Source organism: Flavobacteriales bacterium, assembly GCA_016704485.1.
Taxonomy (GTDB): Bacteria; Bacteroidota; Bacteroidia; order Flavobacteriales_F; family PHOS-HE28; genus PHOS-HE28.
In genome coordinates this window covers 475767-491032 of record JADJAA010000002.1, presented here as the reverse complement: position 1 = coordinate 491032, position 15266 = coordinate 475767, and the positions used below count along the sequence as shown (strand labels likewise).

Sequence of the window (15266 nt, the reverse complement as noted above, 5' to 3'; positions counted from 1 at the left end):
CCATGACAGCAGTCATCTGCCCACTTTCAATAGTACCTGTGCGTAAGGACCCGACGGACACGTCGGAAATGGTAAGCCAATGGCTTTTCGGTGAAACCGCAGAAGTGCTGGAACGTACTCCCAAATGGACCAAGCTCGAGTTCGATCATGATGGCTACACAGGTTGGGTTGACAATAAACAGATCGCGGTGTGTACAACACCGAACAACGAGCCCGACCTTCGGGTGATCGATCAGTCCGCGATAGTGGACCTAGGTGAAAGGCAGGTGATACTCCCCTACGGTTCTGTTCTACCATTCTATGAGAATGAACAGATCACTTGGCAGGACAGGCGCATTCCCGTTAGTGCATTGACGAATCAACCAAGCGAGAGTACGCGGGCAGAATTGATCGACCTTCATCTACATCCATATCTCGGTGCACCGTACCTATGGGGCGGACGCACACCTACTGGGATCGATTGCAGTGGACTGGTCCAAATGCTCTACATCTTTCAAGGGATCTACTTGCCTCGCGATGCCTCGCAGCAAGCTGAAGAAGGCGATGTGGTGGAACTATTGGATCTGGTAGAGCCTGGAGACCTCGCATTCTTCGATAATGAAGAGGGAAGGATCATCCATGTAGGAATGATCCTTACACGATCGGAAGAAGGAGATCTGCGAATAGTTCATGCCAGTGGCCGCGTGAGGATCGACAACTTCGATCAGCAAGGGATATTCAACAAGGAGGAGAATAGCTATTCTCATAAGTTGAGGATGGTACGGCGGATGTTGTAACAAACACTCTATCAGAAAAATGGGCGCAGTGATCGAACACTGCGCCCTTTTTGATCTGTTCCAGCTCGGTCAGAACCTTAGCATGTATTGAACTACAGGTAGTATTGCTAACTGTGAATTGCCTTCAATTCTGCCGTCCTGCCTGTTGAAGTATTGGTTAACGTTCGTCTTACCATTCAATACATTCTGAACATCCACTTTGAACTCGTGGCTTACGCGCGGCCTTCCGACACGGTATGAAATGACCAGGTCCAACTTATGGATGGGATCGCCCTTCTTACTCCAAGCCGGTCCACCAGCAACTTCTTCTCCTGCGGCTAGGCTTGCTTGTAAGTCGATCGGAGTTCCGTATTGCCCTCCAAGTATGGAATACCTGAAACCCGTCGTTAATACCCTGTCCTTTCCGACAGGACCAAGCTTCCATTCTTTTCCCGCAAGTGCATTTGCGACAATACCCATATTGAAACGGGAATTCCGCCAAACGCCATCCAACGCTTTGTACCGTGTGTCGCTCAACGAGGCCGTAGCCATGAAATGATAGCCGTGCGTGAAAAATTTCTCCAGTGAGACCTCCAATCCGTAATTGCGTCCAACACCTTTATTCACCAAGGGCTTGGTTGTGAACCAACCCGTATAATTCGTTAGGCTATATGAACTGTTCGCATCATTCTCCACTGGAACATTGAAGTGGTGTTGGTAGTAAGCCTCCACCTTCATCTGTATGTCCTCGGCGAACATGTGTTCGTAACCAAGCACGGCATGCGCAGCTTTTGAAAGTCCGAGCTTTTCATTCGGTCGGATCGGTTTACCATCAGCACCGGGAATTTGAACGTTATAGGTCATGATGGCTTCGGTTCTGGAATGTAACCCACCAGCAATGCTTATGGCCTTGCCGGGATGGAATTGATATTTCAGACCAAGCCTTGGTTCTACGCTTGTGGCATTGTTCAATGAATAGTGCAGAACATGCACCCCACTGGTCATGGTCAACTTTTCATTCATTCGCCACTTCCAGCTTGTGAACGCTTGCAACGTTGTTGAAGCTCCCTGCCCTTCAAGCTCCGTTACATTCCGTTGAAGATCATCATCGAAACTTGCTGACCCCATTCGGAACATTTCGGATGACAGGATCACCCCTGTTCTCAATTTATGACTCGCGCTTAAGCGATTATTGACAACTGTAGATGCCCGAACCGTCCACTTTCCAAGATCACTTGTGTGCTTTCGTTCCAAAGGAGAAATTCCTGTAAAGTCGCTTTCATCATATTCCGTACTACTGCCGTTTCCGCTCAATGAGACGGTAGTGTAAACAAAACTATTATCGCTCAAGGTGCGCGTATTGGTGAGACCGATGACACCCATGCGGGATCCGTAATCCGCACGAGAGAATAGTGTATCTCCCCCTTCGCCTTGGTCCTGATCAATAATATGACTTTTCCCTCCGAGCCCGAACAATGAGAATGTTCCAGCTTTGGCCGTTGGTAGTTTTAGTTTGAATGAGGCATCCGAATATTTTGGAACACCACCGTAATCTACGATCCCAGCGCCATCCAACAGCGCCAATGTGGAATACCGAAAGTTGGCCAAATATGAACCACCTTTCGTTCCTGGAATTGGTCCTTCCGCAGTGAGATCCGTGCCCAGCACACCCAACTTAAAAGTGTACTCCTGTTCCGTGTCGTTACCATCACGTAATCGCATATCGAAGATCGCGCTTAATGCATTGCCATATTCGGGTGCAAATGCTCCGGTGTAGAAATCGGAGTTATCAAGCATATCACTATTCAGAACATTTATCGGACCACCCGTGCTCCCTTCATCACTGAAGTGATTGGGGTTGGGTATCTCTATTCCTTCCAATCTCCAAAGAACACCTTTGGATGAATTTCCTCTTGCAATGATGTCGTTATTGCCGGTCGCATCCCCTGCCACCCCTGCGAAGGAACTTACCATACGGGCCGGATCATTTATTCCGCCTGCAACTCTGGACGTTTCCTCAACACTAATTCGCCGCGCACTAAGGGTAGCCATATCATTTCGGACCTCTCCCTTGTTCCCCTCTCCATGCACTGCGAATTCCTTTAACTGTGTCAAGGATTCTTCCATGCGAATGGTGAGGACCAATTCCTTTGCGCTGTTCACAAGCAGATCTGGCATCCTTTGTTCGTCATATTCGAGCATTCTGATCAGCAGTTCGATGCGGCCCGTGGGCACCTGCGGAATGGCGAACTGACCGTCAATATCCGTGCTTACGCCTAAAAGCGGTTCGCTGCCCACAATAGTTATTGTGGCGCCGATCAGTGGTTGTCGAGAGTCGATATCCAACACTTTACCGCGCACGGTCTGGGTGTTGCCTTGGGCTGACGCTTTCACGGCAAAAGCCGAGATCAGAACTATTAGAACGGACCGAATTGACACTAGCATTTTCATGTTGCTTTCTTATTGATAGTCTCTGAAATACGGATCGATCAGAACCAGCCGACCTTGATGGTGAACGAAGCGTTCATTCCTTGGAGTGCATCCTTTGGTGTAGCAGGCAGATCCAGTTCGCTCGTGTATCTGTAGGATGCGCCCAATGCCAAGCGTACGAGGGGTACAACGTTGATCTCCAGATCAACGCCCGGCTCCACCACCAGAAATGCTTGGGCCAGGTCGCGGTAGTTGGCGTAGTCCACCTCGATCGGACTGCGTGACGAATACTGGTAGCCGCAACCACCAACACCGATCAGTATCGGTAAACTCACATGCACAGGTGATCGGTACGCGATGATAGGCTCGATCAATAGCCCGCCATAACCCATCTCGAATTGAGATCCACGCGTAAGGGAATCACCAAGCCCTTGCAGGTGATCATCGTACTTGGAATTGGGCAAAGCAGTAGTGAGGCCATATCCCGCCAAACCGATGGTAACGCGATGGTTGATCAACCAACCCGCACGGCCGCCGACCAACAATGCATCTGTATCCATGATACGTGTGTACATGGCCGATGGAGCGCCCCAACCTCCATGACTCACCTTTTGATCACCACCAAAAAGTGTTCGTGGCTTTTGGTCTTCTTGAGCATGGCACAGAAGAGGAAGCAGGAAAAGAAAATTCAACAGGATCCGATGAGAAAGGGATTTCATTTGGGGTTCAGGTATTGGTTGTTTTTTAATAGGACAACCGTTCCTTCAAATACCCCTACTCCATTCTCAACTAAATTTCGATCAATTTTCCGATGTGTGAATGAGTGGGCAACACGTTCTGAAAAACTTGCCCCGATCCAGCTAGAACCGCACTCCTAATGCTGCTTTCCAACCTATCCACCCGTAAATGCGCGTAGCACCATTGCCTCCAGTGAATAGCCGGACCGAGGGCGATAATTGGCTCAAATAAAGTCCGTTCTCCGCACTACGCCAATCCGTGAATTGCGTATTGAGCACAGCCCCTCCACTGATCACCAGAGGACCAGCAATGCGATGTCCGTAACTCAGTGAAAAACGCCCAACGATATTCACGGCATCGACCCATTCCTTTTGTTCCACGATCTGTTCGGCCGTAAGATCAATGTTCATGAAACCATTCTTGCTAATGCGTGGTTCCGTCCCGATCCCGTAAAGGAATCCCCATCGCCCATTAGCCTCGATCGCTGGCGAATAGCCCAAGATATTATGAAAGCCTTTTGTGCCCGTTCGTACTTGCACGCTCAGTGGCATCACATTTCCAGTGATCACATCGAAGCGATGATATCCTCTCAATGAAACCGACAATAATCCGATCGCGAACCCCGAAAGTGAATCACTAAGATTGAGAAAGCCGACCTGACCACCCTCACATTTCCGCGCAAAATTCAAGGCACCCACCTGCGTTCCTCTTGCTGTTCCTCCAACAGCATTCAACCCAAATGAGAACTGCGCTCCCGTAATATTTCCCGCATAATTCAAACCGAATCCAACTTGGCCAGCCATTACGGAACCTGGGACGATATTGGCACCGAAAGAGAACTGACCACCCGTGCAGGAACCTGCATAATTCAAACCGAATCCAACTTGGCCTCCACTTACGGTCCTTGGTACAATGTTCGCACCGAAACTGAACTGACCACCTGTTACATAACGCGCATAATTCCCACCGAAGCCCACCTGACCACCACCGACCGTATCACGCGCAATGTTCACACCGATCGCGAGCTGCGCACCTGAAACATTTCGGGCATAATTCCCAGTACCAGCGATCTGTAATTTTCGCACGTCCTTCGGTGTTACGTTCACACCGTAAGACACCTGCATGCCATCAACGTTCTGCGTAGCCACGTTGCAGGAACCCGAGATCTGTGTACCTCGTAACCCACCTTTCACAACATTGACACCGTAACTTATCTGCACGCCTGTTAAGGTATCCCATACGATGTTCGCTAGGCCCGAGATCTGCACACCCTCCAGCGACCGCATGGTGTGATTGACACCCCCAGCGATCTGCACGCCTTGCGTATTTCTTCCCACCAGATTCGTTACTCCAGCGATCTGCATCCCTCTTACATCCCCTCCTATGATGTTCGCAAGACCTCCTACCTCCAACCCGTTCAACCCGCGTGCGTAACCACCAAGAATATTGAGCGATAACTTATTCACCACCGCACTCGCAATTGGACCGTTAGTACTGACATTCGGTATCAGCGAGATCTGCCAAGGCCGCTCCTCTTCGATGGTGATATTCTGCGCTTGATCCAATTCGGACCGCGGGACTAATAAGCGCGTTACGCCAAGATCCTCTACCTGGCAGCGCTCATATAAGCATATCGGTTCTACCCTTTCCAATATGTCCCGTTTGCGCATTGGTACTTGACCGAACGCACTGCCCTTTGGGACATAGATAACGGTGTCATGATATTCTTTCCGCATTACCAGGATCGCCGTACGATCATGGTCTCCTGAAACGGTCAGTTCAAATGCCCCAGAACCATCAGTCGTTACCATGGCACTTCCACCTACTTCATGCAAGTACGCATGCAGAACTGGCCGTTTAGAGTCAGCATCGTAGATCGTACCGCTTATGGTGGATCGTTTTCGATCGCCTCGTGAGCCTAATAGGATGATGTGTTCACCGGTTTCCTTTATCTGAAACCCAGAACCGACCAACGTTCTCAGCGCTTCTTCAACAGTACCGTTGGCGTTAACGCTTACTACACTATCGCCATTCACCACAGCAGAATTATAACTCAGCTTGAAATCACCATCCTTTGCAACCAAGCAAGAGCTTCGCCCAAGCGTACGCGAGAAGCATTGACCTCTACGTGGCGTTCAATGATCTTCTGGCCGAAGACGGTCACAGGCAGAAGGAAGACGACAAATAAGAATAGGCGCAGGTCAGCAGCCATCGCCATCCAATGTGTATGACCCTGGTGATCCCATTGTTAGCGTAAACCCATATGTATCGGCGATCACGCGAAGTATATAATCGATAGGCTCGTCATCGAAGGTTGCCGTGAGCTTACAATGTATCAACCCTTCGTTAGCTAAGCGAATACGCACATGATATAATACTTCAAGCTGATCAACAACTTCAGAAAGTGGCGCTTCCTTGAATTGGATGATCCGGTCTCCCCAGACCTGAGAATGCGGTGCTGGCATTCGCTCTAACAAATGGGCCAACTTAGTATACCGCGCATATTCATCACCGTTCAGGATGACCGTATCCTCGGATGTACTCACTTGCACTCTTCCATGCCGAACCCGCACAAGAACGCTATTGCTCGTATCGATCGAACTCACTTCGAATGCAGTTCCCAGAACGGTGACCCTTACGTCATCCGTCTCCACCACGAAGGGCCTTGCAGTATCTCGTTCAACCTCAAAATAGGCCTCACCGGAAAGAGCAATATGTCTTACATCGCTCATGCGCGAACTAAGACGAGATCCTGGAGATAAGATTATGTGACTGCTGTCGGGTAATGTGGACCGTAGGTATTCCGTTGTAGCCATGAGATCTTGAGTTTGGTTGGTCAATAGAGAACGAACCCCAACGAAAACAGCAGTAACCACAGCAGCGGCAGCCAACAAACGCAATAAGATCCTAGAACGTAAGATCGGAATTACCCGGCCCCTACCCTCTGAAACCTCCATGCGATCACTGACGTTTTGCCAAGCAGCATGCACATCAACAGCAGAACGAATACCGGTCCCGGCATCGCTCCAGATGGCACGCAATACCTCGAGCTCTTGAGCATTCGAAATATCCGCATCGGCCCATTGCTCAACCTCAAGGCGTTCCTCATGAGTACATTCCCCAGCGAGGTAACGCGCGAGCAGATCGCTATCGATATGTGGTCCTTTATTCACGTGTGTTCCTTTCTATGACAATCCATTTCCCATTTACCCCTATTGCCCTCCAAAAAACCAGATAAGCCAACCGATCAATGCGGCTGGCACCAGGTCCGCCAATTCGGCCCTTAACGTCTTCAAAGCCTTGCCCATCTGATTCTCCACCGTCTTTATGCTAATGCCCAACCGTGCTGCGATCTCGTGGTATTTCAACCCCTCGTTCCGACTAAGTTTGAACACCTTTCTGCGTTCTTCCGGAAGCAGCTCTATTGCAGCAAGAACCCGAGCAGACCGATCTGTATACTCTGCTTCGTCCCTATCGGAGTCGGCCACATGACCGATGTTCTGCTCGTCCAAGGGCCGCATGCGTGCGCTCACTTTCATTGCATTCAACGCTCTATTCCTTACAGAAGCAAATAGATACGACTTCAATGATGTCGACACGTTGATCTTCTCGCGATCCTGCCATATGCGGACGAAGAGGTCTTGAACCAGATCTTCTGCTACATCCTGATCCTTGACATACTGCACTGCAAACGCGCAAAGTGGCGCGTAATACATTCTGAACGCTTCCTCAAAAGCATTCCGATCACCAGAAGCGATCAATGCATATGTACCGATATTCGTGATGGGCGCAAATGTAGAAGGCCAATTGCCTTCCGAAAACATGCGCTTTTGGCGTTCCGAAATTCATATAGCTGTCCGAATGGCCGTGTTATTGCTCAAGTGCTGACGAAATTTCCTAAATTGATGGAGTTTTGATCACGGCGTGGTTTATGTGGAGCGTGCAAGCATAACAATTCAACCTAAAATGGACCTGAACAAATTCACCATACGCTCCCAACAAGCCATACAGCAAGCACAGACCATTGCTAGCGGTTACGGACAGCAAGTGCTCGAGAACGGACACTTCCTGAAAGGTATTCTTGAAGTGGATGCGGACGTTACGCCTTTCCTATTGAAGAAATTGAACGTTAACCTTCCTTCTCTTCAACAAGCGCTGGATCGCATTGTGCAAGGCTACCCTAAAGTAACCGGAGGCCAGATCACCCTGAGCCGATCGGCACAAGATGCCCTAACAAAAGCACTTGCTGCCATGCCCGAATTCGGCGATGAATTCGCAAGCGTGGAACATTTGCTTTTAGGCATATTACAAAGTGGAGATACCATTGCACAATTGCTCAAGGATAACGGTGTAACGAAGAAGGATCTTATTGCAGCTATCAAAGAGCTTCGGAAGGGCCAAACCGTTACGAGCCAAAGTCAAGAAGAGACCTATAACGCGCTGAACAAGTATGCGAAGGATCTCAATCAACTTGCAAAACAAAATAAACTCGATCCGGTCATTGGGCGTGATGAAGAGATCCGCCGCGTGTTGCAGATCCTGAGCAGACGCACAAAGAACAACCCGATCCTGATCGGAGAACCTGGCGTAGGCAAGACCGCGATCGCAGAAGGTATTGCGCAACGTATCGTGAGTGGAGATATTCCAGATGACCTTAAGAACAAGCAAGTATTCAGTTTGGATATGGGCGCGTTGATCGCCGGAGCTAAATACAAAGGAGAGTTCGAAGAACGGTTGAAGTCCGTTGTGAAAGAGGTGATCAGTGGCGAAGGTAGGATCGTGTTGTTCATTGATGAGATCCACACACTCGTTGGAGCAGGTGGTGGCGACGGCGCCATGGATGCCGCGAATATCCTGAAGCCTGCATTGGCCCGAGGAGAATTACGTGCCATTGGTGCAACCACATTGAACGAATACCAAAAGTATTTCGAGAAGGATAAGGCGTTGGAGCGTCGCTTCCAAAAGGTGATGGTGAATGAACCTTCACGCGAAGATGCCATCAGTATACTGCGCGGCTTGAAAGAGAAATACGAGAGCCACCACAAAGTGTTGATCAAGGATGCAGCGATAATTGCCGCTGTGGAGTTGAGTACCCGCTACATCGCTGATCGATTCCTACCCGATAAGGCGATCGACCTGATCGACGAGGCCGCGAGCAAACTGCGCATGGAGATCAATTCCAAACCCGAGGAGTTGGATGAGATCGATCGACGTGTAATGCAATTGGAGATCGAACGTGAAGCGATAAAACGTGAAAAAGATGAATCACAGTTAACGGATATCAACCGTGAACTTGCCGACCTGAGCGAAAAGCGCGATGGCATGAAAGCCCGATGGGAAAGTGAGCGCGGGTTGGTTGAGAATATCAACACGGCAAAAGACAAGATCGAACAACTGAAATTCGATGCTGCCCAAGCTGAACGTGACGGGGATTTTGGTAAAGTCGCCGAGATCCGTTATGGTCGCATGACCGAGACCGAAGATGAATTGGCCAAAGCAAAAGAAGCTCTTGCAGAGATGCAGTCCAGCTCCAAGATGATCAAAGAGGAAGTGGACGTTGAAGAGATCGCTGATGTGGTGAGCCGTTGGACCGGTGTTCCCGTAAGCCGGATGCTCGAAGCCGAACGTTCGAAGCTCTTGAAACTGGAGGACGAGTTGCATAAACGTGTGATCGGTCAGGATGATGCGGTACGCGCCGTAAGCGATGCCGTGCGACGCAACCGTGCCGGTATGGGTGATGAAAAACGCCCGATCGGTTCGTTCATTTTCCTGGGTACTACCGGTGTTGGAAAAACCGAATTGGCGAAAGCGCTGAGCGAAGTACTGTTCAACGACGAGAACGCAATGACGCGGATCGACATGAGCGAGTATCAGGAACGTCACGCGGTAAGCCGCTTGGTAGGTGCGCCTCCGGGCTACGTTGGTTATGACGAAGGTGGCCAGCTCACCGAAGCGGTACGACGTAAACCGTATAGTGTGGTGCTGCTCGACGAGATCGAGAAAGCACATCCGGATGTTTGGAACATCCTTTTGCAAGTGTTGGACGATGGTCGCCTTACGGATAACAAAGGCCGGGTGGTGAACTTCAAGAACACCATCATCATCATGACCAGCAACATCGGATCGCACATCATTCAGGAGAACTTCGAGAACTTGAAAGACAAGGATCTGGAAGCGGTGGTTGAAAAAACGCAAGCCGAAGTGATGGACCTGTTGCGCAAAACGGTGCGTCCGGAATTCCTGAACCGTGTGGATGAACTGATCATGTTCCGCCCGTTGAGCAAAACCGATGTAAAACAGATCGTGGAATTGCAGTTGGACCAACTGATGAAAAAGTTGGAGGAAAAGGATATTCATCTTACTCCGAGCGAAGAGTTGGTCGAGCACATCGTGGAAGGTGGTTACGACCCACAATTCGGGGCACGCCCGATCAAACGGATGATCCAAAAGGAATTGCTGAATGCGCTTTCGACGCAGATCATTGCGGGAACTGTTGAGACCAGTATTCCACAGGTGATAGATGTGTTTGATGGCAAGATCGTGTTCCGGAAGCCGATCGATGAGAAGGAGACCCGGATAGATGGCCGAGATGAGAACCGGAACGGAAAGAAATTAAAGAAAGCTTGACAAGCTACCCGAACGTGAGCAGCGCATTGAATACGCTAACCCCTTCTTTTTAAACAAATGCCTTTCCCAGTATTCTGGAGAGGCATTTGTTAATTTAGGGCGGATCGTTGATGGGATCGTGCATAACCTGTTTACTCAAATTGGTGCGAACAGTTTTCCATCGAGTAGTTTGCACTCGAATTAGAGTTGGATATGATGACTTTTACTGCCCAGATCAATACGTTGGTGGATGCACTTCGGAACACGCGTTCCCGCCTTCTTGCACCGTTGGATTTCAGCCAGCAGCAATTGCCGCGGGATCCAGAGATCTTTGTGGAGGATGTGCTGCTTTACGTTATGGACGAATGGGCTGCCGACCTGAGACAATTAGGCCACGTATTGGAAGAAGATAAATCGTGGGACGATAAGGAAAGCCACTACCCGCGCTACTTGCTGCGCATGGCAGGCGGTAACGTTTCGCAACTTCATTTCACGGGGATCTATCCCGAAGCCCTTCACCTGACCGTTTCAAAAGGCTTCCGGAATTCCACACAATTCAGCGATGCCAAACTTGCAACAATGGAGTTGCCGATCACGAATGATCCGAACGTTCTGTTGATCAGTTTGTACGATGGCCTGAAGGGAGTAACCGTCTAAAACCTCACCATGAGGACGCTCTATGTTGTTCGGCACGCCAAGAGCAGTTGGGCCGATCCAGGCATGCGCGACCATGATAGACCGTTGAACGAACGCGGTATGCATGATGCTCCTATGATGGCGAAAGTCTTCAAAGCGCTGAATGAACCTGTGGAACTTATCATTTCCAGTCCGGCGAACAGAGCGCAGACCACGGCAAGCTTCTTTGCAAAGGAATTGAACATCCCAACCGATCAAATTCACTTTAATGCTTCTATTTATGAAGCATCCGTAGGTTCGTTGATGCGCATTGTTCAAGCACTACCGGATCATGCGGAACACGTAATGCTCTTCGGACACAATCCTGGCTTTTCTGAACTCGCTTACTATCTCTGTGACGAAGATCCGATCGCGCTTTCCACGTGCGCCATGGTGCGCATCGATCTGGAAATTGATCAATGGGAGCACGCTAGCAAAGGACTGGGGAACATGGTCTGGCACGAGTACCCGAAGCGGCATCCTGGGCAGGCGTGAATTGTGCGCAGACCAGCGAACGCTCTGTATTTGAAGTGATGCATCCCATAGGGTGCACTGACTTCATACAATGTGGTGTAATAGACAAAACGAATGGCTTTTGGGAGACGTTTGTCTCTAATGGACAAAACGAATGGCGAGTTATCAACCGTTGTTGGAGAACCTAATTGCGATTCTGATCTTTGGGTGTCTGGCGAAACGGAAGTAGGCTCTGCTGGAGAGCAACCTGCCAGGGATAAACCTGATGACTGAGCGATGATCGGATGGGAACGGAACCTTCGGATCAACCGTTCCCATCGCGAGGTCCGCATGCCTTCAAAAACTCATCGATAAATTTTTGTTTCCGAGTCAAGGAGAGGCCATTGTGATTGCGAAGCTTGTTCTTCAGGTCTGCGAAGTAGCCATCTATTGCATTGGTGGTGTTGGGAATATCCAGTTCAGGATAGTCGTACCAAGTGAACAACCAAGGCAGATTGCACGATAGGCTCCGGTGTGCGCTCCGCAGGCGACCGTGCGTATAACGTGACTTGCCGGTGGTTGATTCCACAGTTCGTTCAGCGAGGAAGGCCTTCCATTTGGTATGCCATAGTTGTAGACCCCCAGTGAAGCTTTCCTTATCGGTCTTCTTCAGCATCTGTGTCAATTGGCGCAGCTCAATGGCTGCTGGCAACTTGGGCTTTCTAGAAGCCATCTCAACATAACTTTTGAGAATTATCATTACGCAAGCCAACTGCACCATGCCTAAGAAGAGGTCTGCATGGTATTCATACCGAACGAATGTACGGCGCGAGTTAAACAACCACGCGAACAACCTTTCGACCTTCCAGCGGCGTTTGTAGCGCCGTAATTCCCGTCCATCTTGATGCACTTGTCGTTTTCTGTTACTCCTGTGCGGACATACCAGTTGGATTCCGCGTTTCTTCAATGTGCGTCTTAGTTTGTCACTGTCGTACGCCCTGTCGGCGATCACACGTTTGGGCTTTATGGCACACGAACGGATCGTCCTATCGGCTAGCTTTACTTCATGGGTGCTGGCGCTAAAGGCCCGTACGGTGAGAGGAATACCAACAGCGTCTGTGACTGCCATGATCTTGGTGCCTTTCCCTTTCTTAGTAGGTCCAACACAAGCCCCCCCTTTTTTGGCACTTGCGAAGGTGCCATCGATAAAGCATTCGGTAATGTCGATCTTCCCTCGATCGCGTAGATCCGATGCAAGAGCATGCAGCAGTTTATCCCAAGAACCGCTCTTGCACCAGTGTTTGTGGTACCGATGGCAAGTCTGGTATGGCGGGTATCTGCCAGGTAGATCTGCCCATGGTGCACCGGTCCGGCATATCCACAAGATCCCGTTAAGCACCGCACGTGGATCTTGTCTGGGCCTGCCACGTGTTTCGCTCTTATGAAAAATACTTGTAAGCGGTTTTTCCAACACTTCCCATTGCTTGTCGCTGATGTCCATCGCTTTTCTTAGCGAAGTACATTGCGCCAAAGAAGAAGATCAACTGGAACATTAAAAAGTTGATCAAAGCCCAGTGTTCATAGATAACTTAGGCAATGCTTATTTTTGAGATTCCTTCTAGTGAGATAGCGGGTAATGATCGCTACTTGATGAAATTGGCACATTTGCACCGGGATTCCTCTGCAGAGTTGCAACAGGCCTCGTCGGCCATCACAAACAACGGCGCTTATCTCCACGCCTTGTCCACGAAGGAATTTCAGACCATCCGCATAAAGCTGGTTGGTCTCATGTTTTACGTATTTCCTATACAGGACTGTGCCTGTAGTTGCATCCCTGAACACCATTACACCGAAGGTTCTCCCGAAGTAGGTCGTATCCATTAAAACCACGGCTGAAGATGGCAGAACAGCCTTGGCTTCAGTGCCTGTGTATTTGTCCAACGTCCGCTGTATGGTCCGAATAGAACAACCATACTTGAGAGCCAACTGCCTGTAAGTCTGTTTGCCAGCTTGATACTCAAACCATAGTTCTTCGGGCTGCTTTGTTTGGCCGCCTAAAAATTGCTTACCACAAGTGCGGCAACGGTACCGTTGCTTACCCCGAACCTTGGCCGTATTTGTTAATAACTGGACCACCACACAAAGAGCACTTTTTTGGTTCATGACCTTTGAAAGGCCTCTAACCTAAGCCAGGTAGGACTTTCAGAAGGTTTTACCATTCGTTTTGTCCATTAACCCTACAATGTTAACTGCACCTATTTCCTTTTGTCCATTATCATGGCATAGACACGATCATTTCTTATATGCTCAATATCCATCCCGAAATCCATTGTCTTCATTTTCTGCATCCCCACTAGTTCCACATGGTTCTCATCATGAAGGGTAAATAGATAGAACGATTTGTTATCCACTAGGCTTAACAGGTTTTTCATGATGTCAAAGTCGCTATCCGGAATGTCCTTTCGTTTTTCAGAAAATTCCTGAATTGGAATCTTATAGAAATCATTCAGGATGGTGGCTAATATTTCACTCCCTTTGAAGAACGCATCTATGCTTTCGATCTCCCACACCTGGAAACCCTCATACAACCTACAGGTATCGCTAAATTCGCTAACTATCATTTTGACTGTTTTCTTTGCTTTTTACTCTGATCGAAGATCAGCAAAAATTAGTAACTTTAGTACGAATTGAAGTAAAAAAGCCACCTTCATAGAAGGTGGTGTTGAGAAGTCCCTTTAAGGGGCGGCACGTCAGAACTCGAAACTCTGTTGGAGAGCCTCGACTTTCTTTTCCTCTTTTTCTTGATGCTGAACGTACCGCTTGATCATATCCTCATCCAGACCTAGCGTGCTCCCGAAATAGCCTCTTGCCCAAAAGTGATTCCCCCAGTTCGGCTTCTGTTTGAATTGTGGATAGCTCCTGAATATTTTGATCGCCAGTTTGCCTTCAAATACTCCCAGAAGCTGCGATATAGAAATCTTCGATGGAACAGACACAAGCAAATGGATATGATCCTCTTGAACGCTTAAGTCTTCAACAACGCATCGTTTCCACTCACAAAGCATTCAATCATCATGCTCTACCAGCTCCTTAACTGCACCTTTCAATATCCGAAACCGGTACTTGGGCACCCACACATATGGTAATCGCACTAATAAACCACATGGCTGAGTCGCTTATATTTACCCAGAAGGCAAACATAGGCATGGCCTCAAGCACATGACCACAAGCAAAGCAGATGGTTTATCAAGGAAAAATAAAGCTACTCGACTTTGTTTCAAGAATGAGATAGCTTAATAACATTATCACTTCTCTAATTGACTTTTCAACTTATCCTCTACGCTCGTCAATAGCGCGTGGAAGTTGTCCCCGTATTCTGAAGCGAAAGCATCATTACCAGGAATGCCCAAGCGGATGCTTACCTGCTTTTGCTCGGTCTTTTTCTCCGTTTTATCTTCCAAGTAAATATCCGCCCATTCGATGTGGTCAAAATAGCGCCTCAAGCGCGTAATGGACTTGCGTATCGCGTCCTTCACATCCTCTCCGATGGTGATGTCTACCGCTTGCACGTTGATCTTGATCCCCGTTATGTTCTCCGTGTATTCCATG

13 protein-coding genes and 2 pseudogenes are annotated in these 15266 nt (G+C 48.9%); 4 read left to right on the top strand and 11 right to left on the bottom strand.

Annotation, left to right across the window (positions count from 1 at the left end):
- Positions 1 to 2 precede the first annotated feature (2 nt).
- Positions 3 to 776 carry a C40 family peptidase gene (locus IPF95_13165; GenBank protein ID MBK6475636.1) on the top strand — a complete coding sequence of 258 codons (774 nt, stop codon included), beginning with the start codon at positions 3 to 5 and terminating at the stop codon, positions 774 to 776.
- Between the two features lie 69 nt (positions 777 to 845).
- On the opposite strand, the gene IPF95_13160 is transcribed toward IPF95_13165, so the two are convergent.
- The 5 genes from IPF95_13160 to IPF95_13140 form a co-directional block, all read right to left on the bottom strand.
- A complete protein-coding gene (locus IPF95_13160) occupies positions 846 to 3200 on the bottom strand; it encodes a TonB-dependent receptor (protein MBK6475635.1) in 2355 nt (784 codons plus the stop codon).
- A gap of 44 nt (positions 3201 to 3244) precedes the next feature.
- Positions 3245 to 3904 (bottom strand): hypothetical protein, encoded by a 660-nt coding sequence (locus tag IPF95_13155; GenBank protein ID MBK6475634.1) that lies wholly within the window; start codon positions 3902 to 3904, stop codon positions 3245 to 3247.
- A gap of 141 nt (positions 3905 to 4045) precedes the next feature.
- Positions 4046 to 6007: an STN domain-containing protein gene (locus IPF95_13150; GenBank protein ID MBK6475633.1), complete on the bottom strand. Its 1962-nt coding sequence runs from the start codon at positions 6005 to 6007 to the stop codon at positions 4046 to 4048.
- Positions 6008 to 6124: 117 nt separating this feature from the next.
- On the bottom strand, positions 6125 to 7096 hold the full coding sequence (locus IPF95_13145) for a FecR domain-containing protein (GenBank protein ID MBK6475632.1): 972 nt from the start codon (positions 7094 to 7096) through the stop codon (positions 6125 to 6127).
- Positions 7097 to 7135: 39 nt separating this feature from the next.
- Positions 7136 to 7747, bottom strand: a complete 612-nt coding sequence (locus tag IPF95_13140; GenBank protein MBK6475631.1) for an RNA polymerase sigma-70 factor — start codon at positions 7745 to 7747, stop codon at positions 7136 to 7138.
- Between the two features lie 142 nt (positions 7748 to 7889).
- Here IPF95_13140 and clpB point away from each other — a divergent pair, with 142 nt between their 5' ends.
- The 3 genes from clpB to IPF95_13125 all read left to right on the top strand — a co-directional run bounded on the left by clpB (position 7890) and on the right by IPF95_13125 (position 11699).
- Positions 7890 to 10550, top strand: a complete 2661-nt coding sequence (gene clpB, locus IPF95_13135) for an ATP-dependent chaperone ClpB (protein MBK6475630.1) — start codon at positions 7890 to 7892, stop codon at positions 10548 to 10550.
- Positions 10551 to 10742: 192 nt separating this feature from the next.
- The gene (locus IPF95_13130; protein ID MBK6475629.1) at positions 10743 to 11186 is read left to right on the top strand and encodes a hypothetical protein; all 444 of its coding nucleotides are present in this window, start codon (positions 10743 to 10745) and stop codon (positions 11184 to 11186) included.
- Positions 11187 to 11195: 9 nt separating this feature from the next.
- The gene (locus IPF95_13125) at positions 11196 to 11699 is read left to right on the top strand and encodes a histidine phosphatase family protein (GenBank protein ID MBK6475628.1); all 504 of its coding nucleotides are present in this window, start codon (positions 11196 to 11198) and stop codon (positions 11697 to 11699) included.
- Positions 11700 to 11982: 283 nt separating this feature from the next.
- On the opposite strand, the gene IPF95_13120 is transcribed toward IPF95_13125, so the two are convergent.
- From IPF95_13120 to raiA, 6 genes and pseudogenes are all read right to left on the bottom strand, one after another.
- Positions 11983 to 12417 carry a transposase gene (locus tag IPF95_13120; GenBank protein MBK6475627.1) on the bottom strand — a complete coding sequence of 145 codons (435 nt, stop codon included), beginning with the start codon at positions 12415 to 12417 and terminating at the stop codon, positions 11983 to 11985.
- Positions 12403 to 13158: pseudogene (locus IPF95_13115) on the bottom strand (IS5 family transposase). The gene IPF95_13120 and the pseudogene IPF95_13115 overlap by 15 nt, the downstream one beginning before the upstream one ends.
- A gap of 77 nt (positions 13159 to 13235) precedes the next feature.
- On the bottom strand, positions 13236 to 13643 hold the full coding sequence (locus tag IPF95_13110; GenBank protein ID MBK6475626.1) for a hypothetical protein: 408 nt from the start codon (positions 13641 to 13643) through the stop codon (positions 13236 to 13238).
- A gap of 269 nt (positions 13644 to 13912) precedes the next feature.
- Positions 13913 to 14278, bottom strand: a complete 366-nt coding sequence (locus IPF95_13105; GenBank protein ID MBK6475625.1) for a hypothetical protein — start codon at positions 14276 to 14278, stop codon at positions 13913 to 13915.
- Between the two features lie 129 nt (positions 14279 to 14407).
- Positions 14408 to 14847: pseudogene (gene tnpA, locus IPF95_13100) on the bottom strand (IS200/IS605 family transposase).
- Positions 14848 to 14962: 115 nt separating this feature from the next.
- A complete protein-coding gene (gene raiA / locus IPF95_13095; GenBank protein ID MBK6475624.1) occupies positions 14963 to 15265 on the bottom strand; it encodes a ribosome-associated translation inhibitor RaiA in 303 nt (100 codons plus the stop codon).
- Position 15266 lies beyond the last annotated feature (1 nt).

Bases quoted from the DNA above. Each gene is read 5' to 3' on its own strand.
- IPF95_13165 (MBK6475636.1), top strand. From the start codon at position 3: ATGACAGCAGTCATCTGCCCACTTTCAATAGTACCTGTGCGTAAGGAC.
- IPF95_13160 (MBK6475635.1), bottom strand. From the start codon at position 3,200: ATGCTAGTGTCAATTCGGTCCGTTCTAATAGTTCTGATCTCGGCTTTT.
- IPF95_13155 (MBK6475634.1), bottom strand. From the start codon at position 3,904: ATGAAATCCCTTTCTCATCGGATCCTGTTGAATTTTCTTTTCCTGCTT.
- IPF95_13140 (MBK6475631.1), bottom strand. From the start codon at position 7,747: ATGTTTTCGGAAGGCAATTGGCCTTCTACATTTGCGCCCATCACGAAT.
- clpB (MBK6475630.1), top strand. From the start codon at position 7,890: ATGGACCTGAACAAATTCACCATACGCTCCCAACAAGCCATACAGCAA.
- IPF95_13130 (MBK6475629.1), top strand. From the start codon at position 10,743: ATGATGACTTTTACTGCCCAGATCAATACGTTGGTGGATGCACTTCGG.
- IPF95_13125 (MBK6475628.1), top strand. From the start codon at position 11,196: ATGAGGACGCTCTATGTTGTTCGGCACGCCAAGAGCAGTTGGGCCGAT.
- IPF95_13120 (MBK6475627.1), bottom strand. From the start codon at position 12,417: ATGATAATTCTCAAAAGTTATGTTGAGATGGCTTCTAGAAAGCCCAAG.
- IPF95_13105 (MBK6475625.1), bottom strand. From the start codon at position 14,278: ATGATAGTTAGCGAATTTAGCGATACCTGTAGGTTGTATGAGGGTTTC.
- raiA (MBK6475624.1), bottom strand. From the start codon at position 15,265: ATGGAATACACGGAGAACATAACGGGGATCAAGATCAACGTGCAAGCG.